The 26950-nt window shown below is 54.0% G+C and carries 22 protein-coding genes and 4 tRNA genes; 18 read left to right on the top strand and 8 right to left on the bottom strand.

Going from position 1 to position 26950, the window contains the following annotated elements:
- The first annotated feature begins 42 nt into the window (after window positions 1–42).
- Window positions 43–2079 (top strand): DNA helicase Rep, encoded by a 2037-nt coding sequence (rep, locus tag SC206_RS06550; protein ID WP_332735358.1) that lies wholly within the window; start codon window positions 43–45, stop codon window positions 2077–2079.
- Window positions 2080–2238: 159 nt separating this feature from the next.
- Here rep and gppA read toward each other — a convergent pair whose 3' ends face one another.
- Together gppA and rhlB are read right to left on the bottom strand one after the other, a co-directional pair.
- The gene (gene gppA / locus SC206_RS06545) at window positions 2239–3735 is read right to left on the bottom strand and encodes a guanosine-5'-triphosphate,3'-diphosphate diphosphatase (protein WP_332735356.1); all 1497 of its coding nucleotides are present in this window, start codon (window positions 3733–3735) and stop codon (window positions 2239–2241) included.
- 5 nt (window positions 3736–3740) lie between these two features.
- Window positions 3741–5045: an ATP-dependent RNA helicase RhlB gene (gene rhlB, locus SC206_RS06540; RefSeq protein WP_332735354.1), complete on the bottom strand. Its 1305-nt coding sequence runs from the start codon at window positions 5043–5045 to the stop codon at window positions 3741–3743.
- A 132-nt stretch (window positions 5046–5177) separates the two neighbouring features.
- Here rhlB and trxA point away from each other — a divergent pair, with 132 nt between their 5' ends.
- The 12 genes from trxA (at window position 5178) to wecG (ending at window position 18872) form a co-directional block, all read left to right on the top strand.
- On the top strand, window positions 5178–5504 hold the full coding sequence (gene trxA / locus SC206_RS06535; protein WP_332735352.1) for a thioredoxin TrxA: 327 nt from the start codon (window positions 5178–5180) through the stop codon (window positions 5502–5504).
- A 509-nt stretch (window positions 5505–6013) separates the two neighbouring features.
- Window positions 6014–7273, top strand: coding sequence for a transcription termination factor Rho (gene rho, locus SC206_RS06530; protein WP_045049796.1), 1260 nt, complete (start codon window positions 6014–6016; stop codon window positions 7271–7273).
- A gap of 350 nt (window positions 7274–7623) precedes the next feature.
- Complete coding sequence (wecA, locus tag SC206_RS06525; protein ID WP_332735350.1) at window positions 7624–8715, top strand: UDP-N-acetylglucosamine--undecaprenyl-phosphate N-acetylglucosaminephosphotransferase; 1092 nt, start codon at window positions 7624–7626, stop codon at window positions 8713–8715.
- Window positions 8716–8860: 145 nt separating this feature from the next.
- Window positions 8861–9916: an ECA polysaccharide chain length modulation protein gene (wzzE, locus tag SC206_RS06520; RefSeq protein WP_332735348.1), complete on the top strand. Its 1056-nt coding sequence runs from the start codon at window positions 8861–8863 to the stop codon at window positions 9914–9916.
- A gap of 150 nt (window positions 9917–10066) precedes the next feature.
- Window positions 10067–11185, top strand: a complete 1119-nt coding sequence (gene wecB / locus SC206_RS06515) for a non-hydrolyzing UDP-N-acetylglucosamine 2-epimerase (RefSeq protein WP_332735346.1) — start codon at window positions 10067–10069, stop codon at window positions 11183–11185.
- Between the two features lie 8 nt (window positions 11186–11193).
- Complete coding sequence (gene wecC / locus SC206_RS06510; RefSeq protein ID WP_332735344.1) at window positions 11194–12486, top strand: UDP-N-acetyl-D-mannosamine dehydrogenase; 1293 nt, start codon at window positions 11194–11196, stop codon at window positions 12484–12486.
- Window positions 12487–12519: 33 nt separating this feature from the next.
- On the top strand, window positions 12520–13263 hold the full coding sequence (gene rffC, locus SC206_RS06505; RefSeq protein WP_332735342.1) for a dTDP-4-amino-4,6-dideoxy-D-galactose acyltransferase: 744 nt from the start codon (window positions 12520–12522) through the stop codon (window positions 13261–13263).
- A 4-nt stretch (window positions 13264–13267) separates the two neighbouring features.
- A complete protein-coding gene (rffA, locus tag SC206_RS06500) occupies window positions 13268–14398 on the top strand; it encodes a dTDP-4-amino-4,6-dideoxygalactose transaminase (RefSeq protein ID WP_332735340.1) in 1131 nt (376 codons plus the stop codon).
- A 1-nt stretch (window position 14399) separates the two neighbouring features.
- Window positions 14400–15650, top strand: coding sequence for a lipid III flippase WzxE (gene wzxE, locus SC206_RS06495; protein ID WP_332735338.1), 1251 nt, complete (start codon window positions 14400–14402; stop codon window positions 15648–15650).
- Complete coding sequence (locus tag SC206_RS06490) at window positions 15647–16732, top strand: TDP-N-acetylfucosamine:lipid II N-acetylfucosaminyltransferase (protein WP_332735336.1); 1086 nt, start codon at window positions 15647–15649, stop codon at window positions 16730–16732. The genes wzxE and SC206_RS06490 overlap by 4 nt, the downstream gene beginning before the upstream one ends.
- Complete coding sequence (wzyE, locus tag SC206_RS06485) at window positions 16729–18108, top strand: ECA oligosaccharide polymerase (protein ID WP_332735334.1); 1380 nt, start codon at window positions 16729–16731, stop codon at window positions 18106–18108. Before SC206_RS06490 ends, wzyE begins: the two co-directional genes overlap by 4 nt.
- The gene (gene wecG, locus SC206_RS06480; protein WP_442976034.1) at window positions 18108–18872 is read left to right on the top strand and encodes a lipopolysaccharide N-acetylmannosaminouronosyltransferase; all 765 of its coding nucleotides are present in this window, start codon (window positions 18108–18110) and stop codon (window positions 18870–18872) included. Before wzyE ends, wecG begins: the two co-directional genes overlap by 1 nt.
- 212 nt (window positions 18873–19084) lie before the next feature.
- On the opposite strand, the gene SC206_RS06475 is transcribed toward wecG, so the two are convergent.
- A complete protein-coding gene (locus SC206_RS06475; RefSeq protein WP_332735332.1) occupies window positions 19085–19678 on the bottom strand; it encodes a hypothetical protein in 594 nt (197 codons plus the stop codon).
- Between the two features lie 375 nt (window positions 19679–20053).
- Here SC206_RS06475 and thrP point away from each other — a divergent pair, with 375 nt between their 5' ends.
- The 5 genes from thrP to SC206_RS06450 all read left to right on the top strand — a co-directional run bounded on the left by thrP (window position 20054) and on the right by SC206_RS06450 (window position 22086).
- On the top strand, window positions 20054–21427 hold the full coding sequence (gene thrP, locus SC206_RS06470) for a bifunctional threonine/serine APC transporter ThrP (protein ID WP_332735330.1): 1374 nt from the start codon (window positions 20054–20056) through the stop codon (window positions 21425–21427).
- Window positions 21428–21580: 153 nt separating this feature from the next.
- A tRNA-Arg gene (locus tag SC206_RS06465) sits at window positions 21581–21657 on the top strand.
- A gap of 67 nt (window positions 21658–21724) precedes the next feature.
- Window positions 21725–21800 (top strand) — tRNA-His (locus SC206_RS06460).
- Window positions 21801–21851: 51 nt separating this feature from the next.
- Window positions 21852–21938: transfer RNA gene (locus SC206_RS06455), tRNA-Leu, on the top strand.
- A 71-nt stretch (window positions 21939–22009) separates the two neighbouring features.
- Window positions 22010–22086 (top strand) — tRNA-Pro (locus tag SC206_RS06450).
- 97 nt (window positions 22087–22183) lie between these two features.
- Here the strand turns inward: SC206_RS06450 and SC206_RS06445 are convergent.
- The 5 genes from SC206_RS06445 to hemC form a co-directional block, all read right to left on the bottom strand.
- Window positions 22184–22525 carry a hypothetical protein gene (locus SC206_RS06445; RefSeq protein ID WP_332735329.1) on the bottom strand — a complete coding sequence of 114 codons (342 nt, stop codon included), beginning with the start codon at window positions 22523–22525 and terminating at the stop codon, window positions 22184–22186.
- Between the two features lie 296 nt (window positions 22526–22821).
- A complete protein-coding gene (gene hemY / locus SC206_RS06440; protein ID WP_332735328.1) occupies window positions 22822–24015 on the bottom strand; it encodes a protoheme IX biogenesis protein HemY in 1194 nt (397 codons plus the stop codon).
- 3 nt (window positions 24016–24018) lie between these two features.
- A complete protein-coding gene (hemX, locus tag SC206_RS06435) occupies window positions 24019–25164 on the bottom strand; it encodes a uroporphyrinogen-III C-methyltransferase (RefSeq protein ID WP_332735326.1) in 1146 nt (381 codons plus the stop codon).
- A 26-nt stretch (window positions 25165–25190) separates the two neighbouring features.
- Window positions 25191–25943 (bottom strand): uroporphyrinogen-III synthase, encoded by a 753-nt coding sequence (gene hemD / locus SC206_RS06430; RefSeq protein WP_332735324.1) that lies wholly within the window; start codon window positions 25941–25943, stop codon window positions 25191–25193.
- Window positions 25940–26881 carry a hydroxymethylbilane synthase gene (hemC, locus tag SC206_RS06425; protein ID WP_332735322.1) on the bottom strand — a complete coding sequence of 314 codons (942 nt, stop codon included), beginning with the start codon at window positions 26879–26881 and terminating at the stop codon, window positions 25940–25942. Before hemC ends, hemD begins: the two co-directional genes overlap by 4 nt.
- Window positions 26882–26950: the final 69 nt, after the last annotated feature.

Genomic DNA, 26950 nt, shown 5'->3' with positions numbered 1-26950 from the left:
ACAATCCTCCTCCCGCGTCTTCCAGTGAGCAGAAATAAACCAATGCGATTAAATCCCAGCCAACAACACGCCGTCGAATTTGTTACCGGACCCTGCCTGGTTCTGGCCGGTGCGGGCTCGGGTAAAACGCGGGTTATTACCAATAAAATTGCTCACCTGATCCGCGAATGTGGCTATCAGGCGCGCCATATTGCCGCCGTCACCTTTACCAACAAAGCCGCGCGCGAGATGAAAGAGCGCGTGTCGCAAACGCTGGGGCGTAAAGAGTCGCGCGGGCTGCTGATTTCGACTTTCCATACGCTGGGTCTGGAAATCATCAAGCGCGAATACGCGGCGCTCGGCATGAAGTCCAACTTTTCACTGTTCGACGATCAGGACCAGCTGGCGCTGCTGAAAGAGCTGAGCGAAAAGTGGCTGGAAAATGACAAGACGCTGGTGCAGCAGTTGATCTCGACGATCTCCAACTGGAAAAACGATCTGATCGACCCGGCGGGCGCGGCAAAAATGGCGCGATCCGAACGCGATCACACCTTCGCGCTCTGTTACAGCCTTTATCATGATCACATGCGCGCCTGTAACATTCTCGATTTCGACGACCTGATCCTGCTGCCCACGCTGCTGCTGCAACGTAACGAAGAGGTGCGCGAACGCTGGCAGAACAAGCTGCGTTATCTGCTGGTCGATGAATATCAGGACACCAACACCAGCCAATATATGATGGTAAAACTGCTGGTGGGCAACCGCGCGCGCTTCACCGTGGTGGGCGACGATGACCAGTCAATTTACTCGTGGCGCGGCGCGCGTCCGCAAAACTTGGTCCTGCTGAAAGAAGATTTTCCGGCGTTACAGGTGATTAAGCTCGAGCAGAATTACCGCTCCTCGCAGCGCATTCTTAAAGCCGCCAACATTTTGATCGCCAATAATCCGCACGTCTTTGAAAAGAGACTGTTTTCGGAGCTGGCGTATGGCCAGCCGCTGAAGGTTATTACCGCCAATAATGAAGACCACGAGGCGGAGCGCGTCGTGGGGGAGTTGATTGCCCACCGTTTTGTGAATAAAACCAATCACGGCGATTACGCGATTTTGTATCGCGGCAACCATCAGTCGCGGCTGTTTGAAAAAATGCTGATGCAGAACCGTATTCCGTATCGCATCTCCGGCGGAACTTCGTTCTTTTCGCGTCCAGAAATCAAAGACTTGCTGGCCTATTTACGGGTGCTCACCAATCCCGACGACGACAGCGCCTTCCTGCGAATCGTCAATACGCCGCGGCGTGAAATCGGTGCCGCGACGCTGCAAAAGCTCGGCGAGTGGGCCAACCAGCGCAATAAAGGCCTGTTTAAAGCCAGCTCCGATTTTGGGCTGGGCCAAACGCTGACCGGGCGCGGCCTCGAGTCGCTGCAACGTTTTACCCACTGGATGAACAGCATTGCCGATCAGGTCGAACGCGAGCCGATCGCCGCCGTGCGCGATTTAATTCACGGCATGGATTACGAAAGCTGGCTGTTTGAAACCTCGCCAAGCCCGAAGGCGGCGGAAATGCGCATGAAAAACGTCAATCAGCTGTTTAGCTGGATGACCGAAATGCTGGAAGGCACCGATCTCGACGAGCCGATGACGCTGACGCAGGTGGTCACGCGCTTTACGCTGCGCGACATGATGGAGCGCGGCGAAAACGACGAAGAGCTGGATCAGGTCCAGCTGATGACGCTGCACGCCTCGAAAGGCCTCGAATTCCCGTATGTCTTTTTGGTCGGTATGGAAGAAGGGCTGCTGCCGCATCAGAGCAGCATGGACGAAGATAACGTCGACGAAGAGCGTCGTTTGGCCTACGTGGGCATTACGCGCGCGCAGAAAGAGCTGTTTTTCACGCACTGCCGCGAGCGCCGTCAGTATGGTGAGTTAATCCGCCCGGAAGTCAGCCGTTTTCTGCAAGAGTTGCCGCAGGACGACCTCGCGTGGGAAAGCGAACGCAAAATTGTGTCGCCGCAGGAGCGAATGGTGAAAGGGCAGAGTCATCTCGAGAAGATTCGGGCGCAGCTCGCCAGCGCCAAAGCGGCCGGGCAAAGCAAAGCATGACGGTAAGAGAAAGCCTGACGTTAAGATAAATAGTAAAAAGGGAGCCGAGGGCTCCCTAATCATTTTGCAGCATTCTTTTCACTTCAGCGCGCACATTTCACTTGAGTACGCACATGTTGCCGGCATGATTTCATTCAGAAAATGCGTCGCTAAATGCGGCTATTTGCTGGCTTCTTCGATGTACAGCGGCCAATGGACATAACTTTGCCAGTGGCTTTCCTGCTCCAACTCTTCGGCTCGCAAAGGATGCTGTTCCAGCCATCCGGCAGGCACCAACACGTGTAACTCATCGTCATTGGCACGCAGTCGAACGGCGGGCAGCGTGTCGTCGCGACGACGGCTGGCAAAAATAATCGCCAAACGCATAATGCGGCAAAGACGTTCCGCCTGACGTGGCGGCAGCGCGTTTTGCTGATTCAGCAGCGGTAAATCGAGATTACTGCTCTGATTTTTCAGCAAGGTTGCCAGCAGCTTTTTCTGCGCCGGGGTAAAACCGGGCAAATCAAGATGACGAATCAGGTAGGCCGCGTGATTCTGCGCCTGTTTAAAATCAACGCTCAGGCCGATTTCGTGGATCAGACAGGCGCTGGTCAGCAGCTCGCGAGCACGCACGTCAAGCTGCCAGGTGCTTGAAACCTGCAGCGAGAAGTTTTCGGCGAGCGCCGCGACGCGATTGGCCTGCTCAACGTCGAGCAGATAACGGCGCTGTAAATTGTGCAGCGTGCGTTGGCGAATGTCCTGTTCGACCGGCAGATGCAACATGCCATAAACTAGACCTTCTCGCAGCGCGCCGCCCGCCAGCATCATCGATTCGATATTCAGCGTCTTGAAGATGGCGATAAGAATCGACAGTCCGCTCGGGAAAACCAGCGCACGTTCCAGCGTCAATCCTTCGATTTCCAGCTCTTCGAGCTTGCCACATTGAATAGCGCGCTGTTTGAGCTGTTGCAGTTTGGACAGCGTGATGCGTTCGTCCATGCCCTGCGCCACCATGATTTCCTGCAACGCCTGCACGGTGCCGGAAGCGCCGACGCAAACCTGCCAACCCTTGGCAATCAGCTCTGGCGCGACCGGAACTATCATCTCGACGGCGGCCTGCTCGGCCTGCTCGAAATTCTCTTTCGCCAGACTGCGATCGGAGAAATAACGCTCGAGCCAGGTGACGCAGCCCATCGACAGGCTGAACAGCGAATTTGCCTGCGCGCCCGTGCCGGTCACCAGCTCGGTGCTGCCGCCGCCAATGTCGACAACCAGCCGCTGATCGGGACCGCCGGTAGTATGAGCAACACCGTGGTAGATCAGCCGCGCTTCTTCTTCGCCGCTAATAACCTGAATCTCGCAACCCAGAATCTGCTCGGCAACTTCAAGAAAAGCGTCGGCATTTTTCGCCAGACGCAGCGTCGCCGTCGCGACTACGCGAATCTGCTCGCGCGGAATATCCTGTAAACGTTCAGAAAATAACTTCAGGCACTGCCATCCGCGCTGCATGGCTTCTGCAGAAAGATGACTGTTTTTATCCAGTCCGGCCGCCAGACGCACTTTGCGTTTGATTCTGGCCAACGTTTGAATACTGCCTGCCACCTCACGGACCACCAGCATATGAAAGCTGTTGGAGCCCAGATCGATCGCTGCATAAAGTGAGGTGGAACTCAGCATAGTTTTCAGCCCGAACGTTTGCGGTTGTTACGTGGTGCATTACCACCGCGTCGTGAAGAAGAAGATGAAGATGATGAATTACGGCGCGGGCCGTTGCCATTGCGGGTACGTGCAAGGCGTTTGGGCGCAGGCAAATCACTCAACAACGCATCGCTGTTGTATTTACTGACCGGAATACTGTGGCCGGTATAGGTTTCGATGGCCGGCAGGTTCAGGGCATATTCTTCACAGGCCAGGCTTATCGAGTGTCCGCTCAAACCGGCGCGACCCGTACGGCCGATGCGGTGTACGTAGTCTTCGCAGTCGTCAGGCAGGTCATAGTTAAAGACGTGAGTGACGGCAGGAATGTGCAAACCACGGGCGGCAACGTCGGTAGCGACCAGAATATCGAGATCACCCTTGGTGAAATCTTCGAGCACGCGCAGGCGTTTCTTCTGCGCCACATCGCCGGTCAGCAGGCCAACGCGGTGTCCGTCGGCAGCCAGGTGGCCCCAAACGTCTTCACAACGGTGCTTGGTGTTGGCGAAGATGATGCAGCGATCCGGCCACTCTTCTTCTATAAGGGTTTGCAGCAGGCGCATTTTCTCTTCGTTTGAAGGGTAGAAAAGCTCTTCCTGAATACGGTGACCCGTTTTCTGTTCCGGTTCGATCTCAATCGATTCGGCATTGTTCATGTTTTCGAACGCAAGTTCTTTAACGCGATACGAAAGCGTTGCGGAGAACAGCATGTTCAAACGCATGTTGGCTGGCGGCATGCGACGGAACAGCCAGCGAATGTCTTTAATAAAGCCCAGATCGAACATGCGATCGGCTTCGTCCAGCACCACGACCTGGATTGCACCCAGATTAATATGGTTCTGTTTTGCATAATCGATTAAACGGCCGGTGGTGCCGATAAGAATGTCAACGCCGCTTTCCAGCACTTTAAGCTGTTTGTCGTAGCCGTCGCCACCGTAGGCCAGACCGAGTTTCAGTCCGGTAGATTCTGACAGCGCTTCGGCGTCGGAATGAATTTGTACTGCCAATTCGCGCGTTGGTGCCATAATTAGGGCACGCGGCTGATTGGTCTGACGACCTTCAGCAGGCGGGTTGGAAAGCAGATAATGGAAAGTAGACGCTAAAAAAGCCAGCGTCTTGCCGGTACCGGTTTGCGCCTGACCTGCAACATCACGTCCTGAGAGCGTGATAGGGAGTGCCAATGCCTGGATAGGCGTGCAGTAATGAAACCCTTTCTTTTCAAGGGCTTCGACCGCGAGCGGGTGCAGGGCGAAGTCGGAAAACTTCTGTTCGGTTAAGTGTGTTTTGCTCATAGTGTGGTAGAATATCAGCTAACTATTGCTTTACGAAAGCATATCCGTTGAAATAAACGCGGTGTAATAGAGTCAACCTACTGTTGGTTAATGCTACATCAACAAGGTAAAGATAATCCTTTGGAGTAGAACATGAGCGATAAAATTATTCACCTTTCTGATGACAGTTTCGACGCAGACGTACTGAAAGCCGATGGACTGGTACTGGTCGATTTCTGGGCTGAATGGTGTGGTCCATGTAAAATGATTGCACCGATCCTGGACGAAATTGCTTCTGAGTTCGAAGGCAAACTGACTGTTGCCAAACTGAACATCGACGAAAACCCGGGCACCGCGCCAAAATACGGTATCCGTGGCATCCCAACCCTGCTGTTGTTCAAAGACGGCGAAGTGGCTGCGACCAAGGTTGGCGCACTGTCTAAAGGTCAGTTGAAAGAGTTCCTCAACGCAAATCTGTAATCGATTCAATGACCGAAATCAGGCGTTTGGCGGGCGACGTGTGTTTTTCACGCTGACCGCTAGACGCCTGCAAAGAAGCGTGCTAAGTTTACGCTTACTGCATATTTGAGCTTACCTGTAGTTTGATTCTAGCGTTTTACTCTGTGTCGAAACCATCTGCCTATTAAAGCTGCTTTGAAAAAACGGCTTACATAGAAGAAGACTTGTTTAAAAACAGGTGAATGGCGATGTGCGTTGACAATCTAACCGGTTTACATCTTTCTGTTTCAAACAAACCGGCATTAAGACACCTTCAATTTAAGTCTGCCCTCTTTCAAGAAATAGCTCGCGAGCCTCACCCGTGACCTGTCATCAGAAGCTGCAAATTGAATGTCTTTACCCTAAAGATTTATCTACAGCTCTACCTTAAATTGTTTATTCAAAAAAACATAAGCTGGCATGGAACAACCTTGCCATCCTCATTCACGACAGTTTTTCGAGACATCCCCCGAGTTTAAGAACCCATCATTATGAATCTTACCGAATTAAAGAATACGCCGGTCTCTGAGCTTATTGCCCTCGGCGAAAATATGGGACTGGAAAACCAGGCCCGCATGCGTAAGCAAGACATTATCTTTTCAATCCTGAAGCAACACGCCAAGAGCGGAGAAGATATCTTCGGTGACGGTGTTCTGGAGATATTGCAGGACGGATTCGGTTTCCTCCGCTCGGGTGACAGCTCCTACCTCGCCGGTCCAGATGATATCTACGTTTCTCCAAGTCAAATCCGCCGCTTCAACCTCCGTACCGGTGACACCATTTCAGGTAAAATTCGCCCACCTAAAGAAGGTGAACGCTATTTTGCCCTGTTGAAAGTTAACGAAGTTAACTACGACAAACCAGAAAACGCCCGTAACAAAATCCTGTTCGAAAACCTTACCCCACTGCATGCCAACTCGCGTTTGCGTATGGAACGCGGTAACGGTTCAACCGAAGACCTCACCGCTCGCGTTCTCGACCTGGCTTCGCCAATTGGTCGTGGTCAGCGTGGTCTGATTGTGGCACCGCCGAAAGCCGGTAAAACCATGCTGCTGCAAAACATCGCGCAGAGCATCGCCTACAATCACCCTGACTGCGTACTGATGGTACTGCTGATTGACGAACGTCCGGAAGAAGTGACCGAGATGCAGCGTTTGGTTAAAGGTGAAGTGATTGCTTCTACCTTCGACGAACCGGCATCACGTCACGTTCAGGTTGCGGAAATGGTTATCGAGAAGGCCAAGCGCCTGGTTGAGCACAAGAAAGACGTGATCATCCTGCTCGACTCCATCACCCGTCTGGCGCGTGCCTACAACACCGTGGTTCCAGCGTCAGGTAAAGTGTTGACCGGTGGTGTTGACGCCAACGCCCTGCATCGTCCAAAACGCTTCTTCGGTGCGGCACGTAACGTGGAAGAGGGCGGAAGCCTGACCATCATCGCGACCGCGCTGGTTGATACCGGCTCTAAAATGGATGAAGTCATCTACGAAGAGTTTAAAGGTACAGGTAACATGGAATTGCACCTGGCGCGTAAAATCGCCGAGAAGCGCGTATTCCCTGCTATCGATTACAACCGTTCCGGTACCCGTAAAGAAGAGCTGCTTACCTCTTCCGAAGAGCTGCAAAAAATGTGGATCCTGCGCAAGATTATTCACCCGATGGGCGAAATCGACGCAATGGAATTCCTCATTAATAAATTGGCAATGACCAAAACCAATGACGAGTTCTTCGATATGATGAAACGTTCGTAATATTCGAACGGTCGATTCAGAAAAAAACGCTGCGTGTAGACGTGGCGTTTTTTGCTTTTGGTCGCTACGATGTGATGTGTAGTGATAACAATATAAGTGTCACTGCGTATTTCAAGACAGAATCAGATAACGCCGGATAGTCAGCGTAGACCCATTTTATTATTGTGTCGGCGTGCGATAACGGGCAGGAAGGGCGCTTCGGAATCATCAACTAAAGCTAATAAAAATCCGAATTGTCATCATAGGATATGGCATCAATACCGCTAGGTGGTAATGGCTGCTGCCAGATTCAAGACCACGCTGCCCGAACAGTCGTGCAGTTTTACCATTAATGCAGAGACGTTTTTACTGTGAATTTACTCAATATGAGTACTGAACTTGTCGTTGTCTTCTTGTTTTCATTTCTCTTCTTATTTTTGGCGCGAAAAATAGCCAAAAAAATTGGATTAGTTGATAAACCAGATTTCCGTAAACGTCATCAAGGTCTAATTCCTCTGGTGGGCGGTATCTCCGTCTACGTCGGCGTTTGCTTTGCCTTTCTGATCAGCAATCCCCAAATTCCCCATAAATTCCTTTATCTCGGCTGCGCCGGTTTACTGGTGCTGGTGGGCGCGTTAGACGATAAATTTGATATCAGCGTTAAAATTCGCGCCTGCGTGCAGGCGCTGGTTGCCATCTTAATGATGGTTTACGGCGACATGGTGCTGCATGACCTTGGCCGTATTATCGGGCCTTGGCAGATGGTGCTGGGTCCGTTCGGCTATCTGGTCACACTGTTCGCGGTGTGGGCCGCCATCAACGCGTTCAATATGGTAGACGGCATCGATGGCCTGCTCGGCGGGCTTTCCTGCGTGACGTTTGGCTCGATGGGCGTGGTTATGCTCTACGCGGGCAACGACTCGCTGGCGCTGTGGTGCTTTGCGATGATCGCCGCCATCGTTCCTTATATTATGCTCAACCTTGGCGTATTTGGCCGCCGCTTTAAAGTCTTTATGGGCGACGCGGGCAGCACGCTGATTGGCTTCACCGTCATCTGGATTTTGCTGCAATGCACCCAGACGTCGCGCACGTCGTTCCATCCGCCGATGACGCCGGTGACCGCGCTGTGGCTCATCGCCATTCCGCTGATGGACATGATTGCCATCATGTATCGCCGTTTGCGCAAGGGTCAAAGCCCGTTTACCGCCGATCGCCAGCACATTCACCATCTGATTATGCGCGCCGGTTTTACCCCGCGTCAGGCCTTCATGCTGATCACGCTGGCCGCCGCCGTGCTGGCTTCCATTGGCGTTGTCGGCGAGCATCTCAAATTTCCGGAATGGGTCATGCTCGGCCTGTTTTTGGTCGCGTTCATGTTTTACGGCTACTGTATAAAACGTGCCTGGCGAGTGGCGCGCCTGCTTAAACGCATCAAAAGAAAACTGCGTCGACCGGCGGCCTAGCGTTAACGTTTTATTTTTAAAGACCAAGAAATAACTCTTTGTTTTTTAGGAAAATATAAATAACTCTTTATTTTTAAAAGATAAATAATTAAGCGGTCATCCTGTAAACGGTAATCCTGAATATTAATAACGGTTGGTGGGAACGATGAAGTCAGAGACGACGACAAGGAAGGAGCTCGCCCTTGATAACGAGCTGGATATTCGCGGGCTTTGCTGCGCGCTGTGGCGAGGCAAGCTGTGGATTATCGGGCTGGCGGCAGGTTTTGCGATCGTTGCCCTGCTGATTTCGTTATTGATGAAGCAGGCGTGGAGCACCACGGCGGTAACGGACAAGCCGACAGTAAATAATCTGGCCGCCTATTTCTCTCAGGAACAGTTCCTGCGCAATCTCGATGCCAAAAATGCCTTTACGCCTGCGGGCGATCAGGCCTCGATTTCCGATGATGCGTACAGCGAATTTGTGATGCAGCTCGCGGCGTACGACACTCGCCGTGATTTTTGGCTGGGCAATCCTTATTACGTGCAGCGCAAAGAGGGCGATGCGGCGGCCGATGCCGTGCTGCTCGACAAGCTGATCGCCGCGATTCAATTTACCCCGCGTGATGACAAAAAGCTGCCGAATGACAGCGTAAAGCTGACGGTGGAAACCGCGGCCGACGCCAACCAGCTGCTGCGTGAGTATGTCGATTTTGCCAGTGCGCGCGCGGCGTCACATCTTTCCGATGAAATTCAGGGCGCGTGGGCTGCCCGTGCGCAATCAATGAAAGCGCAGGTCAAACGTCAGGAAGCCGTTGCCACCGCCATCTACAATCGCGAGCTGAACAATACCCAGCAGGCGCTGACGATTGCCCAGCAGCAAAATATCGATCACAGCATGACCGAAGCCACGCCCGATCGTCTGCCGGATGCCGACATGTTCCTGCTGGGCACGCCGCTGTTACAGGCGCGCCTCAAGCTATTACAGGCTTCCGGGCCGAGTTTTGACATCGATTACGATCAGAACAAAGCGATGTTGGCTACGCTTAATGTGGGGCCGGTTTTGAACGCCAAATTCCAGACTTATCGCTATCTTCGCACGCCGGAAGAGCCCGTTACCCGCGATAGTCCTCGCCGCGCATTGATGATGATCATGTGGGGCATTGTCGGCGGATTAATTGGCGCTGGCGTCGCGCTGGTCCGTCGTCGTCGCGTCGCGGCATAAAATTAAAAATATAATAATATCGCGACGAACCCTCGGGCGGCTCAGGCGCGCCCGACACGCATAAAGCGTCAGGCCTGCGCCGACCCTATGCAATGCGCTACAACATGCCATGCGTCTATGAAACGGCGCCTGTTAAAAGAGAGTGCCTCTGTGAAAGTATTAACGATTTTCGGCACCAGGCCGGAAGCAATAAAAATGGCACCCCTGGTACATGCTTTGGCTCAGGATGAAGCCTTTGAATCAAAAGTCTGCGTCACCGCCCAGCATCGCGAAATGCTGGATCAGGTGCTACAACTGTTCGCCATCAAGCCCGATTATGACCTCAATATCATGCAGCACGGTCAGGGGCTGACCGAAATTACCAGCCGCATTCTGCTGGGCCTGCAACCCGTGCTTGACGAGTTCAAACCCGACGTGGTGCTGGTTCACGGCGACACCACCACGGCGCTGTCGGCCAGTCTTGCCGCGTTTTATCAGCAGATCCCGATTGGTCACGTCGAGGCGGGGCTGCGTACCGGCGACCTGCTTTCGCCGTGGCCGGAAGAGGGCAATCGCCGTCTCACGGGTCATCTGGCAAAATGGCATTTCGCGCCAACCGACATCTCGCGCGGTAATCTGCTGCGTGAAGGGGTCGATGAAAAACGCATCACGGTGACCGGCAATACGGTGATCGACGCGCTGCTGTGGGTGCGAAATCTGCTCAAGCAGTCACCGGATCTCACCGCCGATCTGGCCCGTCGCTACGCCTTTATTGATCCTGCCAAAAAGCTGATTCTGGTCACTGGCCATCGTCGTGAGAGCTTTGGCGGCGGTTTCGAGCGAATCTGCGGCGCGCTGGCCGACATTGCCACGCAGCATGATGACGTGCAAATTCTCTATCCGGTGCACCTCAATCCGCAGGTGCGCGAGCCGGTAAACCGTATCTTGCAAGGCATTGATAACGTTATCCTGATTGAGCCGCAGGACTATCTGCCGTTCGTCTATTTGATGGATAAAGCCTATCTGATTCTGACCGATTCCGGCGGCATTCAGGAAGAGGCGCCGTCGCTGGGCAAACCCGTGCTGGTGATGCGCGATACGACAGAAAGGCCCGAAGCCGTGGCGGCCGGAACCGTCAAGCTGGTGGGCACCGATACGGCCGCTATCGTCGGTGAAGTTACGCGATTGCTAAACGACGCCGAGGCGTATCACACCATGACTCGGGCACACAATCCTTACGGCGACGGCCAGGCCTGTCAGCGAATTTTGAGCGCATTAAAGAATACTTGAGCAAAATCATGAGCGTAATTGCGAATTCTGTTTCACACACGCCGTTTGGCACTATTTCCGTTATCGGGCTTGGCTACATTGGCCTGCCGACCGCCGCCGCTTTCGCCTCGCGCCAGAAAAAGGTGATTGGTGTCGATATCAATCAGCGCGCGGTCGAGATTATTAATCGCGGCGGTGTACACATCGTCGAACCAGAACTCGAAAATCTGGTGAAAAAGGCGGTGGAAGAGGGATTCCTCAAGGCCGTGACGGCGCCCGAACCCGCCGACGCCTTTTTGATCGCCGTGCCGACGCCGTTTAAAGACGGCCATCAGCCCGACATGATTTACGTGCAAAAAGCCGTGACCTCACTGGCCGCCGTGCTGAAGAAAGGCGATTTGATTATTCTCGAATCGACCTCGCCGGTTGGCGCGACGGAGCAAATGGCCGCGTGGCTGGCCGATCTGCGTCCTGACCTGCGTTTTCCGCAGCACGACGCCGCCGCGCCGGACGTCAATATCGCCTACTGCCCGGAGCGCGTGCTGCCGGGCAAAGTGATGGTCGAGCTGATTAAAAACGACCGCGTGATTGGCGGCATGACGGCGCAGTGCTCGCAGCGCGCCAGCGAGCTGTATAATATTTTCCTCGAAGGCGAATGTGTGGTGACCAACAGCCGCACGGCAGAGATGTGCAAGCTGACCGAAAATAGCTTCCGCGACGTCAATATTGCCTTTGCCAACGAACTGTCGCTGCTGTGCGATGCGCAGGGCATTAACGTGTGGGAGCTGATTCGCCTGGCTAATCGCCATCCGCGAGTCAACATTCTGCAACCGGGGCCGGGCGTCGGTGGACACTGCATCGCGGTCGATCCGTGGTTTATCGTCTCTCAGCATCCTGACCTCGCGCGACTGATTCAGACCGCGCGCGAAGTGAACGACGGCAAGCCATTTTGGGTCGTCGACAAGGTGAAAGCCGCCGTCGCCGACTGCCTGACCGCCACCGGCAAGCGCGCCGCCGAGGTGAAAATCGCCTGCTTCGGTTTGGCCTTTAAACCCGACATCGACGATTTGCGCGAGAGTCCGGCGGTACACGTCGCGCAGCTGATTGCCGACTGGCACGCGGGCGAAACCTGGGCCGTCGAGCCCAACGTCGACCATCTTCCGGCCGCGCTGGAAAACAAGGCGACACTGCAATCGATCGAGAATGCGCTTGCGCAGGCCGACGTGCTGGTGATGCTGGTCGACCACAGCGCGTTCAAAGACATTGCAGGCGAAAAGATTACGCAACGCTGGGTCGTCGACACCAAAGGTGTGTGGCGCTAAGTCCATTTCGAGTGACGTGGAGCGTGGGGAAAAATGAACGACAATCTTATCCGCGGGCGAGTTGATTATTTGCAGTGGGAAAGCGATTTTTTCTCGCGTCCGAGCGCTAAACTGACGCTCGATCTGGCCGAAAACGTGTTGCAGCGGCAGGATTTCAACGCCTTTCCGCTGGTGCAGGTCAAGGTTCAGGCCGATCAGGGCGAAACCCTCGACGCGTTGTATTCGCTCGGGTTTCGGCTGGTAGAGGGTGAAATCGACTTCACGCTGGACCTGCGCAACGCCGATGTTGGCGTAGAAGGTGACGCGGAAGGTAATGCAGAAGGTGACGCCGTCGATTACGCGCTAGGCACGCAGGCCGATCTCGCCGCCGTGGGCCAGCTGGCGGGCAGCGCCTTTCAGCTCAGCCGTTTTCGCGCGCCGTGGTATCAGCGCGGCGATTCGGGCCGTTTCTATTCGCTGTGGGCCGAAAAAGCCATTCTCGGCACCTTCGATACTCATTGTTTAACGCTTAAAACGCAAAATGGCCAGCTGCTCGGTTTTGTGACGTTGCGTCCTCTCGAGCCGGGCATCGCCCGCATCGGGCTGCTGGCGGTTCAGCCGCAGGCGACGGGGCGCGGGATCGGCAAACAGCTGGTCAATGCCGCCAGGCATTGGTGCATCGCGCAGGGCTTTAGCCAGCTGAAAGTCGCCACGCAAACGGGCAATATCGCGGCGCTGAATCTTTATCGCGCCAGCGGCGGCACACTGTCTCATTCAGCCTTTTGGCTGTACAGGTAACCTTATGATCCCATTCAACTCTCCTCCCGTTGTTGGCACCGAACTTGACTATATTCAGGCCGCGATGGGCAGCGGAAAACTCTGCGGCGACGGCGGTTTTACCCGTCGCTGCCAGCAATGGCTCGAAAAGAATTTCAACTGTCCGAAGGTGCTGTTAACCCCCTCCTGCACCGCGTCGCTGGAGATGGCCGCCATTTTGCTGGACATCAAGGCGGGCGATGAAGTGATCATGCCGAGCTACACCTTTGTCTCGACCGCCAACGCCTTTGTGCTGCGCGGCGCGACCATCGTTTTCGTCGATATTCGTCCAGATACCATGAACATCGACGAAAAACTGATTGAAGCGGCGATCACCGAGAAAACGCGGGCTATCGTGCCGGTACATTACGCGGGCGTCGCCTGTGAAATGGATACCATTATGGCGCTGGCGGAAAAATATAAGCTGTTTGTGGTCGAAGACGCGGCGCAGGGCGTGATGTCGACCTATAAAGGCCGCGCGCTGGGCACTATCGGGCACATCGGCTGCTTTAGTTTTCATGAAACCAAAAACTATACCGCCGGTGGCGAAGGCGGCGCGACGCTGATTAACGATCGCACGCTGGTCGAACGCGCCGAAATCATTCGCGAGAAAGGCACCAATCGCAGCCAGTTTTTCCGTGGGCAGGTCGACAAATATACCTGGCACGACATTGGCTCGAGCTATCTGATGGCCGATTTGCAGGCCGCCTATCTGTGGGCGCAGCTCGAAGCCGCCGAAAAAATCAACCAGCGCCGCCTTGAGCTGTGGAACAACTATCAGCAGGCGCTGAAGCCGCTGGCCGATAAAGGCGAGCTGATTCTGCCGACTATCGCGCCCGGCTGCGAGCACAATGCGCACATGTTTTACATAAAATTCAACAGCGGCGCGCAGCGCGATGCGTTAATCGATTACATGAAAGAGGCCGAAATCCTGACCGTCTTCCATTACATTCCGCTGCACTCCTCGACGGCGGGCAAAAAGTTTGGCTACTTCTGCGGTGAAGATAAATTTACCACCGAAGAGAGCAGCAAGCTGGTGCGCCTGCCGCTGTTTTACAACATGAGTAACGTGATGCAACAGGCGGTTATCTCCACGCTGCGGAGCTTCTTCGCCTGATATGTCTCTTGCAAAAGCTTCTCTTTGGACCGCCGGCTCGACGCTGATAAAAATCGCCGCCGGTTTGGTGGTCATTAAACTGCTGGCCGTCGCCTTTGGCCCGACCGGCGTCGGACAGGCGGGAAATTTCCGTCAGCTGATTACGGTGCTCGGCGTGCTGTCGGGCGCGGGTATTTATAACGGCGTGACCAAATATGTCGCCGAACACCAGCAGCAGCCCGAACGTTTACGCGCGGTATTGGGCACGGCCTCGGCGATGGTGCTGGGCTTCTCGACGCTGCTGGCGCTGGTGTTTTTGCTGGCCGCCGAGCCGGTCAGCGTGGCGCTGTTCGGCCATGCCGGTTATGAATCCGTGGTGCGCGCCGTGGCGCTGATTCAAATGGGCATCGCCTACGCCAACCTGTTTCAGGCGATCCTCAAAGGTTATCGCGACGCGCAGGGCAACGCGCTGGCGGTGATCGGCGGCAGTCTGATCGGGCTGGTGGCCTATTGGCTGTGCTTCACGCTCGGCGGTTATTCCGGCGCGCTGGTCGGCTTCGCGCTGGTTCCGGCGCTGGTGGTGGTACCTGCGGGTATCATGCTGTTCCGTCGTCGCGCCTTTGCGCTTAACTTTTTAAAACCTTCCTGGGACAGCCAGCTGGCGCGTCATTTTGCCAAATTTACCTTGATGGCGTTGATGACCTCCGTGACACTGCCGGTGGCCTACGTCATGATGCGTAATCTGCTGGCCGAACACGATGGCTGGCAGGCGGTTGGGATTTGGCAAGGTGTCAGCAGCATTTCCGACGCCTATCTGCAATTTATCACCGCCTCGTTTAGCGTCTATTTATTGCCGACGCTGGCACGATTAAACAGCAAGGCCGAGATTAGTCGCGAAATCATCAAGGCGTTGAAATTCGTGATGCCGGTAGTTGCGGCGGTGAGTTTTAGCGTGTGGCTGCTGCGCGATTTTGCTATCTGGCTACTGTTTTCGTCGCAATTTACCGCCATGCGCGATCTTTTTGCCTGGCAGCTAGTGGGCGACGTGTTAAAAGTCAGCGCCTATATTTTTGGATATCTGGTGATTGCCAAGGCGTCGCTACGTTTTTACCTGCTGACCGAAATCAGCCAGTTCACGCTGCTGACCCTATTTTCGCATTGGTTGATTCCGATGCATGGTGCCCTCGGCGCCGCGCAGGCCTACATGGCCACCTACATTCTGTACTTTGCGCTGTGCTGTACCTTTTTTGTTATTTATCGTAGACGAGCATGACAACGCTGATTCACGTTTTGGGATCTGATATCCCGCACCATAATGTAACCGTGCTGCGCTTCTTCAATGACGTGCTGCTGACTCACGTTCCGAAAGCGCAGGCGCAGCATTTTATGGTCGCCAGCCGCGACCCTGAAACCCTTGCCGCTTTTTCACAGCTGAATATTGAAGTTCACGGCGATAAAAAATCGCTGGCGCAGGCGGTGATCGCCAAAGCGCAGGCCGATAGAAACACCCGCTTTTTCTTCCACGGACAGTTTAATCCGATTATCTGGCTGGCGTTGCTGGGCGGAAAAATCAGGCCGCAGCAGGCGTGTTGGCACGTGTGGGGCGCGGATCTTTACGAAACCGCCTCAAGCCTCAAGTTTAAAATGTTTTACGTTTTGCGCCGGATTGCGCAGGGCCGAATCGGACAGGTATTTGCTACGCGCGGCGACCTAAGCCATTACCGCCAGCGTCATCCGCGCGTGCCGGCCTCGTTGCTCTATTTCCCGACCCGAATGGATCCCGCGCTGACGCTACCTGCCAATACGCCCGCGCCCGAAGGCATGCCTCGCGTGCTGGTGGGCAACTCCGGCGACCCGAGCAATTTACATCTCGAGGCGTTACGCGCGATTCATAAACAGTGGGGCAGCGCGATTCGAGTGGTGATCCCGATGGGTTATCCGGCCAATAATCAGGCCTATATCGAGCAGGTTCGTCGCGAGGCGCTGGCGCTGTTTCCCGCCGAAAACGTCGAGCTGCTGACCGAGTCGATGGCGTTTACCGACTATTTAGCGCTGCTGAAAAGCTGCTCGCTGGGCTACTTTATCTTCGAGCGCCAGCAGGGGATCGGCACGCTGTGCCTGCTGATTCAGTTTGGCGTGCCGTTTGTGCTGAGCCGTAAAAATCCGTTCTGGCAGGATATGACCGAGCAAAATCTGCCGGTGCTGTTTACCGACGATGCGCTTGATGAAACGACGCTCGCCGAAGCGCGCCGTCAGCTGCTCAATGCCGATCGCGAAAAGATTGCCTTCTTTAATCCAAATTATATTCAGGGTTGGGTAGAGGCGCTGAATCGCGCTGCGGGAGTGGCATCATGACGCTGGCAGAGTGGGGCGGCCTGAGCGCCGTTTATGCGTTTTCGCTGCTGTTTATCCTGACGCTCACCTACCTCGAATTCCGGCGGGTACGTTTCAGTTTCAATCTGTTTTTTTCAGTGCTCTATCTGCTGACATTTTATTTCGGTTTTCCGCTGACCAGCATTTTAGTGTTCGATTTCAACGTGACCGTGGTGCCGGTGCCTTATCTGTTGCAGGCGCTGCTGTCGGCGACCTGTTTTTACGCCATCTATTACGTGGTGTATAAAACGCGGCTGCGCAAGGCGCGCGAAGGGCCGTCGCGTGAGATATTCACCCTGAATCGCGTGGAAACCAATCTGAGCTGGATACTGATGGCGCTGGTGGCGTTCGTCACGCTCGGGATTTTCTTTGCCCACAACGGCTTCCTGCTGTTCAAGCTGACTTCCTACAGCCAGATTTTTTCCAGCAACGTGTCGGGCGTGGCGCTCAAGCGCTTCTTTTACTTCTTTATTCCGGCAATGTTGGTGGTCTACTTCCTCAATCAGTCGGGTCGAAACTGGCTGCTGTTTCTCGCCAGCACCTTCGCTTTCGGCCTGCTGACCTACGTGATTGTGGGCGGCACGCGGGCCAACATCATTATTGCGGTGGCGCTGTTTCTGTTTATCGGCATCATTCGCGGCTGGATAACGCTGTGGATGCTGCTGCTGGCGGGCGTGATGGCGGTGGTCGGCATGTTCTGGCTGGCGCTGAAACGCTATAATCTCGACGTCAGCGGGCCTGAAGCTTTCTATACCTTTCTGTATCTGACGCGCGACACCTTCTCGCCGTGGGAGAATCTGGCGCTGCTTTTGCAGAATTACGACAAGATTCACTTCCAGGGACTGATGCCGATCGTGCGCGATTTTTACGTATTTATTCCGAGCTGGCTGTGGCACGGCAGGCCGTCGGCGGTGATGAATACCGGCAACTATTTTACCTGGGAAGTGCTCGACAACCATTCCGGCCTCGCCATTTCTCCGACGCTGATTGGCTCGCTGGTCGTCATGGGCGGCGCGGCGTTTATCCCGCTGGGCGCGGTGGCGGTTGGGCTGATTATCAAGTGGTTCGACTGGATTTATGCCTTGGGTAAAAACAGTGCCAACCCTTACAAGGCGGCGATTCTGCAGAGCTTTTGTTTCGGCGCGGTATTCAATATGATTGTGCTGGCTCGCGAAGGCGTCGACTCCTTCTTCTCGCGGGTAATATTTTTCGCCGTTATTTTCGGCCTGTGTTTACTCGCCGCCAAGCTGCTTTACTGGCTGTTTGATTCGGCAGGATTAATAAGAGCGCGCGTCAGGCAAATCGCCGACGTGGAGGCTGTGGCTATCGCCGAACCTCTGGTGCGCGATAAAGGATAATGATGAATTCCAACGCTATTCCTTCTTCGGTTCCGCCTACTATTCCGAAGTATTGCATCCGCGATATCGAGCTGTGGGGGTTTCGCAATATAACCGAGTTCCGCGATCATCTGCTTTCTGAAAACGGCGTAAAAACCGGCACGCTGATAGCGATTAATGCGGAGAAAGTATTGGCTACCGAGCGCGACGCCCAGCTGCGCGCGCTTATCAAGGATGCCGATTACAAGTACGCCGACGGCGTGAGCATGATTGCCTCGATTCGCCGCAAATACCCTGACGCCCACGTTGAACGCGTGCCGGGCGCCGACCTCTGGGAAACGCTGATGCATCGCGCGGGCCAGCTTGGTACGCCGGTTTTTCTGATTGGCGGCAGGCAGGAAGTGCTGGCGAAAACGGAAGACAAACTGCGCCGGCAGTGGAACGTGAATATCGTCGGCAGCCAGAACGGTTATTTCACACCGGCTGAGCGCGACGCGCTGTTCGAGCGGGTCAAAGCCAGCGGCGCGCAAATTGTCACGGTAGCGATGGGGTCGCCGCGTCAGGAAATCCTGATGCGTGACTGTCGAAAAGTTTACCCTGACGCGCTGTATATGGGCGTCGGCGGCACTTACGATGTCTTTATCGGCGCAGTAAAACGCGCGCCTAAAGGCTGGCAAAAGCTGGGGCTGGAGTGGCTATATCGCCTGCTCAATCAACCAAGCCGCCTGCCGCGCCAACTCAAACTGCTGCGTTTCGTCTACTACTATTACTCGCGCCGTTTATAACACTGGTCATAGATTGAACATCCACCGTAATGCGTATAGAATTATTCGGTGGATGGTTACAGGGATTTTGGCAACGAAATCGCATCCCACTTCCTGGCAACAGGTTCGTCCATGACGGTAAAGTGTCCTGACCCGCCTAAAAGCGGCTGAGACCCCCGAAAGGGGGTCGTCTTTTCTTCTGCCTCTGCCTCAGCTTCAACTCTTCTTTATTTCTATTCAATTCCACTTTTGACGTTCTGCCCCATGCCTTTTCTATTGGTTGCTTCTTTTGGAATATTGGCATTTCTTGGCTTAGCCGCTATGTCCATCGCGACTTTAAACAAGCTTACAGACTTGTTGGGGATTTTTACGCCTACAGCACCCGGACCTGTCCGAGCAAAGAATGCTGAAAGAATATGCATCCGCAGCAGGCGCTTTTCTTTATAGAAGGCGATACAGACCTTATAGGGCTCATATTTTCTGGTGAAAGTGTTCAGCATATCTAGAGTAAAAAACTTATCTACAGTCGTTTGAAACAAGGCCAGGGTAGGCAAATTCTCCAAAATGTGACGTAGATGTTTTGAGGCTTCGTAACGTTCCATGCAAACGGTTTTATTTTCGCGACCGTCTTTATACACTACGGAAATGACGTAGGGCGTATCCTCTTTGGCGAAGCAGTGCAGGCCGTAAGTTACGACAAAGGTATAATCTTGCTTAGTTCCTTTATATGTCATCTCGTGGACATCAAGATGTGAAAGTGAGTAGCTCACACCGTCGTGTTCAAAGGGTTCCCAATGTTGTATTGAGTCGATCTGATACTTTGCCACAGCGTGATACCTGCTATCAGAGTGAATAGGCTATCTATCGTCAAATGCTGATGACTGGTTTGATATTACTGCCTAAATATAGAGCTGTGCAAATTTCAATCAATTAAAACAAAGGGTTGCTGTTTTTTGCATTCCCTCTGTGACCCGACATTCCTCCGGGTCACAGAGCCTCTCTTCTCGTCATCTCGCCGCAAATTCGACCTGTACCGCTATTTTGTTCAATCCTGTTTGCAACTGACTGCAAAATACGGAACCATACCGCCGTTTTTATCTGCCCTGAGCTTGGGACTTACCTTCCTTGCTTGGGAAATAACAATAATAGTCCGGGCCACCCGGGACACAGAGCAAGCACAACATTCGAGAAACAGAGGATTTATGGCGAGTAGCGAAGAGAAGCAAGGGCTCCATCGAGGGTTGGAAGCCCGCCACATCGAGTTGATAGCGTTAGGCGGGACTATCGGCGTAGGGCTGTTTATGGGGGCGGCGAGCACGCTAAGGTGGGCCGGTCCTTCCGTATTGCTGGCCTATATTCTGGCCGGCGTATTTGTGTTTTTCATTATGCGTTCGATGGGCGAAATGCTGCACCTCGAGCCGGTCGCGGGATCTTTCGCGGTTTATGCGCATAAATATCTTGGCCCCTATTTCGGTTATCTGACCGCGTGGGGCTACTGGTTTATGTGGATTGCGGTCGGCATTTCCGAGATTACCGCCATCGGCGTTTACGCGCAGTTCTGGTTCCCCGAGCTTCCACAGTGGATCCCGGCGCTGGCCGCCGTCGCTATCGTTGCTGCCGCCAATCTGGCCGCCGTCAAGCTGTATGGCGAAATGGAGTTCTGGTTTGCGCTGATCAAAATCACCACCATTATCGTGATGATTGTGGTCGGGCTGGCCGTCATCTTCTTCGGCTTTGGTAACCACGGTCAGGCGATCGGCTTTGATAATCTGACGGTTCACGGCGGCTTCTTCGCGGGTGGCTGGAAAGGCTTCCTGTTTGCGCTGTGTATTGTGGTCGCCTCTTATCAGGGCGTCGAGCTGGTCGGCATTACCGCCGGTGAAGCCAAGAATCCGCAGGTGACGCTCAAGCGCGCCATCAATAACATCCTGTGGCGGATCCTGATTTTCTACGTCGGCGCTATCTTCGTAGTGATCACTATCTTCCCGTGGAACGAAATGGGCACCCACGGCAGCCCGTTCGTGCTGACCTTTGCTAAAGTCGGTATCACGGCGGCGGCGGGAATCATCAACTTTGTGGTGCTGACGGCGGCGCTTTCAGGCTGTAACAGCGGAATGTACAGCTGCGGTCGCATGCTTTACGCGCTGTCGCAGAATCGTCAGCTGCCTGCGTTTCTGTCGAAAGTGTCGAAGAGCGGCGTGCCGGTGTATGGAATTGCGGTCACGATTATCTGTCTGCTGGTGGGTTCCGGCCTGAATTACCTGATCCCGAATCCAGAGCAGGTATTCGTTTACGTCTACAGTGCGAGCGTGCTGCCGGGCATGATTCCGTGGTTTGTGGTGCTGGTCAGCCAGCTGCGTTTCCGTGAGGCGCATCGCGAGGCGCTGAAAAGTCATCCGTTCAAGTCGATTCTGTTCCCTTATACCAACTATCTGACGCTGGCTTTCCTGCTTTGCGTGCTGGTTGGGATGGCAATTAACCCGGATACGCGTATTTCTTTGGTGGTAGGTGCCGTATTTATTGCTGCCGTGTCGCTGATTTATCTGGCGCTTGGCATGAACCGTAGAAGCCAATAACGGCTTTTTCGATAAAGAAAGCGGGGAGGGGAGGCTGAAATGCTTAATTTTAGTGCGCAATGGACAATTCGTAATCAAACGAAACTTTTTTAAAAAAAAGCACTAGACAGGATCGCGGTTTGACCGTAGTATCCCCTCCCGCAACGGCGCTAAGCGCCCGTAGCTCAGCTGGATAGAGCGCTGCCCTCCGGAGGCAGAGGTCTCAGGTTCGAATCCTGTCGGGCGCACCATTGACCTCGGTTGGTTTTGCGCAAAGAGTTGCGGTGTTAGTTTCGGACGTGAAGTAAAGATACAATGGTGGCTATAGCTCAGTTGGTAGAGCCCTGGATTGTGATTCCAGTTGTCGTGGGTTCGAGCCCCATTAGCCACCCCACTTCTTCCTTGTGAAGTAAGTGTGAGTAATAAGAGTAAAGTTTGTGACAGTGCGAAGGTGGCGGAATTGGTAGACGCGCTAGCTTCAGGTGTTAGTGTTCTTACGGACGTGAGGGTTCAAGTCCCTCTCTTCGCACCACACACAACTTTAATCGCTTTGCACCACGTAATCCGTAACACAGGTTGTGATAGTAAAGAAAAGCAGTACATCGGCGAGTAGCGCAGCTTGGTAGCGCAACTGGTTTGGGACCAGTGGGTCGGAGGTTCGAATCCTCTCTCGCCGACCAATTCAAATAAAGAGCCCTGCAGAAATGCGGGGCTTTTTGTTTTTCTGTTTCTGCATTTTATCTTCTTATCTTCTTATCTTCTTATCTTCTTATCTTCTTATCTTCTTATCTTCTTATCTTCTTTTGTCATCTCATCCCGCCAGTTTGCCTGCTTAAAAGTGTCTCCATTCTCAATAATGGCTGTCGCTAAAAGCAGACACTTATCACGTTGAAAATAATCATAAATAATTAAAGATCGCAATACTGTCACTGCCCAGCGACACAATGACGACAGCAAAACGCTTTTCTTACAGCGGTTTAGCGACCTATCAAAAATCGTCAGGATTTTTAGTCTATTATTCTTATTAATATCAATGAATTGAAATTTATTGCGGGATTGATAATTTCGGACTTTATCTTTTGGCATGTTTCCTGCAATATCTGCCCCGTAGATGCTCATTCCACCCTTTATGATTGCGTAGCTTCATATACCTGGGAATGATGCAGAGCCAAATTACAGTGTCTCCTGTCTATCTGACCGATAACTTCTTTAAGACGTTATCAACCAGCAGGCAATACGTTGAGTGTGACACTACCCTGTTGTCAAAGACCTGATTGTTTTCACACTTGCCCACTCGGCAAGTGTTTTTTTTTGCCTGTAATTTGGTAATTGGACGGGGAATAGGGCGGAAAATAGGTAAAAAAAAGCCCGCCGAAGCGAGCTTTTGATGGTCTGGTTTTTAAGCCTTACACACTTTACTGCTGCGAATTATTAATCGTCAGCATTAGGCCCTGATGGCGCATTTCAGCGGCTTCGGCGGGTTTATGCAGCTTGTCCAACGCATCGGCGAGCCAGGCGTAATCGTAGGCATCGGGACGCTGTTTCAAGGCTTCCTTAAATGCTTCGCTGGCCTGCAACCACTCTCCGTGCTTCAGCAGAAGCTGTCCGAGCGTGCTGTTCAGCAACGGCGTCGCGCCATTTTGCTTGATAGCGTTGCGCAGGAACTTCTCCAGCTGTTCAGGATTACCAGAACGCAGCTTCGGCATCATCGCCACCAGACGCTCGTCGTATTGACGCTTGAGCCCGTCGAGAATCACCTCTTGCGCCAAATCATGGTCGTTGCACTGAATCAAATGTGCCGCCATCGCGACCTGTAGCGCAGGCTCGTGACGCGTTTTACGACTCTGATTTTTCCACCAGCGTTTCAGGCCTTCGCTGCCTTCTTCCGCCATCAGCTGATTCATCACGCCGACGTACGCCTGCTCCTGAATCAGTTGCAGCTGCTCTTCGTCATAGATATCGGCTTTCGCCATCGACGGCAGGATTTCCATCAGCGAGGCATAGGCACCCGTGCGCATGTAAGCCTGTTCGGCCAAGCGCAAAATCTCGGGATGACGCGGCGACAGGGCAATCAGGCGGTCAACACCGTGACGCGCGGCGTGAATTTCGCCCTGCGCCAGCTGAATACGCACGCGGGTGATATCCACCGGCAGCTGATCGGTGTCGGCCAGCTCGGCAGCACGCTCGAGATACTGATTGGTGCGGATCTCGTCGCCACGCTGTGAGGCAGCTTCGGCGGCCAGCAAATAGTTCACCATCGGCTGTTCGGCGTGATCGGCATTGCGCGCCAGCAGTTTTTCCATCTGACGATGGTCGCCTTCGGCAAGTTTGATCATCGCGCGCTGCGTCTGTTTACGCGCCTTCGAGCGTTTGCGACCTACGAACCAGCCACGCGTACGTGCGCCGGTGCGGAACAGGCGACGCAGCAGCCATTCGACGAAAAACAGCACCACAAACAGCAGGATAGCCATGATGACCAGACCGGTAACGCTAGTCTCGACATTATAATTATCCGTCTGAATCAGCACGTAACCCTGATGACCCGCCAGCATGGGACCGACGACAATCCCGGCAATAACGATCAAAAACAGTATGAGAACACGTAGCATGCGTTATTCCCCCTGTTTGGCGGTGGTCGCGGCGGCGGGCTGCTGGAGCAGGTTACGCACGCGCGTCTGCATCAGTTTTTCGAGCATCGGCTGGCTTTTCAGCTGGTCAGGCACGTCCATCGAAACAGACTGCTGACTCAGATTGTCCAGATCGTTCAGGAACGCCTTGGTCGCCGGATCGGTGGTATCAAAGTAGGCGCGAACCCAGGTCGACACGGTTTCCAGCGACTGTTTGTAGATCTCGTTTTGATGGCGCGGCACGGCCTGCGCGGCGACCAGCAGGCGAGAACGGATATTTTCGCGCAGATAAACGTCCTGATTCGGCGCTAATAAAGGTTCGGCGCTGGTATCACGACGGCGGATGGTGATGAAATCCGTCATAAAGTTGTGCCAGCTTTTGCTCAGGTTCTGACGCCATTCGGTCAGAGAGCTGGAAAGCTCGCCGCTGTCGCTGTCCATCGGTGAATCGTCGGTATCGTTGTCGGCAAGACGCAGATTATCGACCTGATTGGAGAGCTGATTAACTTTCAGAATGATGCCGTCGAAATCGACCTGCGTCACGGCGGACAGGCTGCCCACGTCTTCATTGATCGCCTTGCGAACGTCAATCAGGCTAGGATCGTTCATGTCGGCGAGGCTGGCGTCGGCGCTTTTCAGCAGCGCGGCGGCGGTGGTGACATCCTGATCGCTCCACAGTTTTCTACCGGCCAGTTTGACCAGGAAATCTGCCTGCGACAGCATCCAGGTTTTGGCATCGCTGCCGGAAATGCTGGCGACTTTATCCTGCAATTCGCTCAACTGACGGCTGAACGACGCCTGCTGGCGCGCGGCTTCCTGCAACGATTTATCCTGCTGACCCAGCAAGGTATTAATTTGCTGCTTGTCCTGCGACTGGCTATTTTTCAGCTCGGCAAGCTGGGCCTGCAACGCTTCATTGGTGGCGATATCCGCCTTGGCCTGTTGGTGTCCGTGATAGTAAACGCCTACGCCCAGCGCGATCACCAAGACGATGGCGATAGCACCCAACACAGGTCCCGTACGTTTTTCCCTAGGTACAGTTTCACGAGGAGCAGAATCTGGCTGTTGGGGGCTCTCAACCGCAAGGTCTTGTTTATCAAGCTCTACGGAAGGATTTTTTTGTTCCGTCATCTGGGCACATCCCTTAGTCAGTTTTTTTACACGGTTTTTAATGCACGGATCAGCGCATCATTATCTGCGTTTTCTGCGACCCTAATCGATTGCCAGCCAAGTTGACGGGCCAGAGTCGCCAAACGTTCGCTCACTACTACCAACGTGCAGCCCAAGAGCCAAGTTGTTCGATAGTAATCAGGAACTAACGTATATAACTGTTGTAACATTTCTCCGCTGGTGACCACCAGAGTATTAATTCCGGCTCGCTGCCAGCTGGAGCTCTGCTCGCTGCCGTCATAATAAAGCGGGCTGCGTCGGTAACATTCGCAATAGCTCACGTTAACACCGCGCTCCCTTAGCGTGTCCGCCAGCAGTTCACGTCCGCCGTTGCCACGCAAAATCAAGGCGTTATGACCCGAAATTGCAGAGGTTTGCAGCGCCGAAAGCGTCAGCAGCGTCTCGCTGGTTTCACCGTCCTGCGGATAAATTATCGGCAGGCTGTTTGCCCGATGCATCAGCAAACCGGTGGTTCGTCCTATAGCATAATAGCTTACAAAATCCGGCCAGTGTTGGCCCTGCTCATGCAGCGCGCGGTCTGCGTACTTCACGGCGTGCTGCGACAACACGAAAATCAGGTCTTTTGGCGCAAGCGTGGCGAGCATGGCGGGAAGCTGCGGCAGGTCATTTCCCGGCGCAAATTCGATTAACGGCGAGTGATAGGCGACCCTTCCCAGCGTTCTGAGCCGGGCAACAAGCTGTTCTCCGGAAGGAGAGGGGCGGGTCACCAGAATGGTCATCGCGGCAGATTACCCTGATAAACTTCCTGCAAAATTTCGCGCGCGCCGCCTTCGAGCAGCTCTTCTGCCAGACTAATCCCCATACTTTCGGCCTCGCTGCTTGGCCCACGGCGTTCGCCGCGCACCATCTGGCTGCCATCCGGCGCGCCAACCAGCGCACGCAGCCACAGCGTGTCGCCATCAAGCTCGGCGTAGCTGCCAATCGGCACCTGACAGCCGCCTTCGAGACGGGTGTTCATCGCGCGTTCGGCCAGCACGCGCAGGGTGGTTTCGCGGTGGGCAAGAGGCGCCAGCAGCTCGCGAGTACGCGTGTCGTCGAGACGGCACTCAATGCCGACCGCGCCCTGACCGACAGCAGGAAGACAGGCTTCCGGCGACAGCGAAGTACGAATGCGTGACTCCAGACCCAGGCGAATCAGGCCCGCGCAGGCCAGAATAATGGCGTGATAATCGCCTTTATCTAATTTTGCCAAACGGGTGCCGACATTGCCGCGTAAATCACGGATAATCAGGTCAGGGCGCTGTTCGCGCAGCTGACACTGACGACGCAGGCTGGATGTGCCGACAATGCTGCCCTCAGGCAAATCATCGAGACTGGCAAAATCGTTGGAGACAAAGGCGTCACGCGGATCTTCGCGTTCGCAAATCGTCACCAGACCTAAACCTTTAGGGAAGTCGACCGGCACGTCTTTCATCGAATGCACGGCGATATCCGCCCGGCCTTCGAGCATCGCCAGTTCAAGCTCTTTCACGAACAGGCCTTTACCGCCGACTTTGGCGAGCGGCGTGTCGAGAATAATGTCACCCTTGGTGACCATGGGCACTAATTCCACCTGTAAATCGGGGTGGAAGGCTTTGAGGCGGCTTTGTACAAATTGTGCCTGCCACAGAGCCAGCGGGCTCTGACGGGTGGCAATTCGAATGATTTTGTCTAACATGCTTGTTACCGTTTTTTTTAATTTCGCGGACCATCCTAACACCTACAGTGTCAAGGTGTCAGCGTTCAG

Source organism: Rouxiella sp. T17, assembly GCF_036663475.1.
Lineage (GTDB): Bacteria > Pseudomonadota > Gammaproteobacteria > Enterobacterales > Enterobacteriaceae > Rouxiella.
Note: the sequence above shows the minus strand (reverse complement) of the source record. Positions and strands in the feature narration are given on the sequence as shown.

What these genes read in the sequence shown, in the direction of transcription:
- wzyE (WP_332735334.1), top strand. Translation starts at nt 16,729, where the DNA reads ATGACGCTGGCAGAGTGGGGCGGCCTGAGCGCCGTTTATGCGTTTTCG.
- wecG (WP_442976034.1), top strand. Translation starts at nt 18,108, where the DNA reads ATGATGAATTCCAACGCTATTCCTTCTTCGGTTCCGCCTACTATTCCG.
- wecC (WP_332735344.1), top strand. Translation starts at nt 11,194, where the DNA reads ATGAGCGTAATTGCGAATTCTGTTTCACACACGCCGTTTGGCACTATT.
- rep (WP_332735358.1), top strand. Translation starts at nt 43, where the DNA reads ATGCGATTAAATCCCAGCCAACAACACGCCGTCGAATTTGTTACCGGA.
- hemX (WP_332735326.1), bottom strand. Translation starts at nt 25,164, where the DNA reads ATGACGGAACAAAAAAATCCTTCCGTAGAGCTTGATAAACAAGACCTT.
- wzxE (WP_332735338.1), top strand. Translation starts at nt 14,400, where the DNA reads ATGTCTCTTGCAAAAGCTTCTCTTTGGACCGCCGGCTCGACGCTGATA.
- hemD (WP_332735324.1), bottom strand. Translation starts at nt 25,943, where the DNA reads ATGACCATTCTGGTGACCCGCCCCTCTCCTTCCGGAGAACAGCTTGTT.
- gppA (WP_332735356.1), bottom strand. Translation starts at nt 3,735, where the DNA reads ATGCTGAGTTCCACCTCACTTTATGCAGCGATCGATCTGGGCTCCAAC.
- SC206_RS06445 (WP_332735329.1), bottom strand. Translation starts at nt 22,525, where the DNA reads ATGAGCATCTACGGGGCAGATATTGCAGGAAACATGCCAAAAGATAAA.
- hemY (WP_332735328.1), bottom strand. Translation starts at nt 24,015, where the DNA reads ATGCTACGTGTTCTCATACTGTTTTTGATCGTTATTGCCGGGATTGTC.
- rhlB (WP_332735354.1), bottom strand. Translation starts at nt 5,045, where the DNA reads ATGAGCAAAACACACTTAACCGAACAGAAGTTTTCCGACTTCGCCCTG.
- trxA (WP_332735352.1), top strand. Translation starts at nt 5,178, where the DNA reads ATGAGCGATAAAATTATTCACCTTTCTGATGACAGTTTCGACGCAGAC.
- SC206_RS06490 (WP_332735336.1), top strand. Translation starts at nt 15,647, where the DNA reads ATGACAACGCTGATTCACGTTTTGGGATCTGATATCCCGCACCATAAT.
- thrP (WP_332735330.1), top strand. Translation starts at nt 20,054, where the DNA reads ATGGCGAGTAGCGAAGAGAAGCAAGGGCTCCATCGAGGGTTGGAAGCC.
- hemC (WP_332735322.1), bottom strand. Translation starts at nt 26,881, where the DNA reads ATGTTAGACAAAATCATTCGAATTGCCACCCGTCAGAGCCCGCTGGCT.
- rffA (WP_332735340.1), top strand. Translation starts at nt 13,268, where the DNA reads ATGATCCCATTCAACTCTCCTCCCGTTGTTGGCACCGAACTTGACTAT.
- wzzE (WP_332735348.1), top strand. Translation starts at nt 8,861, where the DNA reads ATGAAGTCAGAGACGACGACAAGGAAGGAGCTCGCCCTTGATAACGAG.
- rho (WP_045049796.1), top strand. Translation starts at nt 6,014, where the DNA reads ATGAATCTTACCGAATTAAAGAATACGCCGGTCTCTGAGCTTATTGCC.
- rffC (WP_332735342.1), top strand. Translation starts at nt 12,520, where the DNA reads ATGAACGACAATCTTATCCGCGGGCGAGTTGATTATTTGCAGTGGGAA.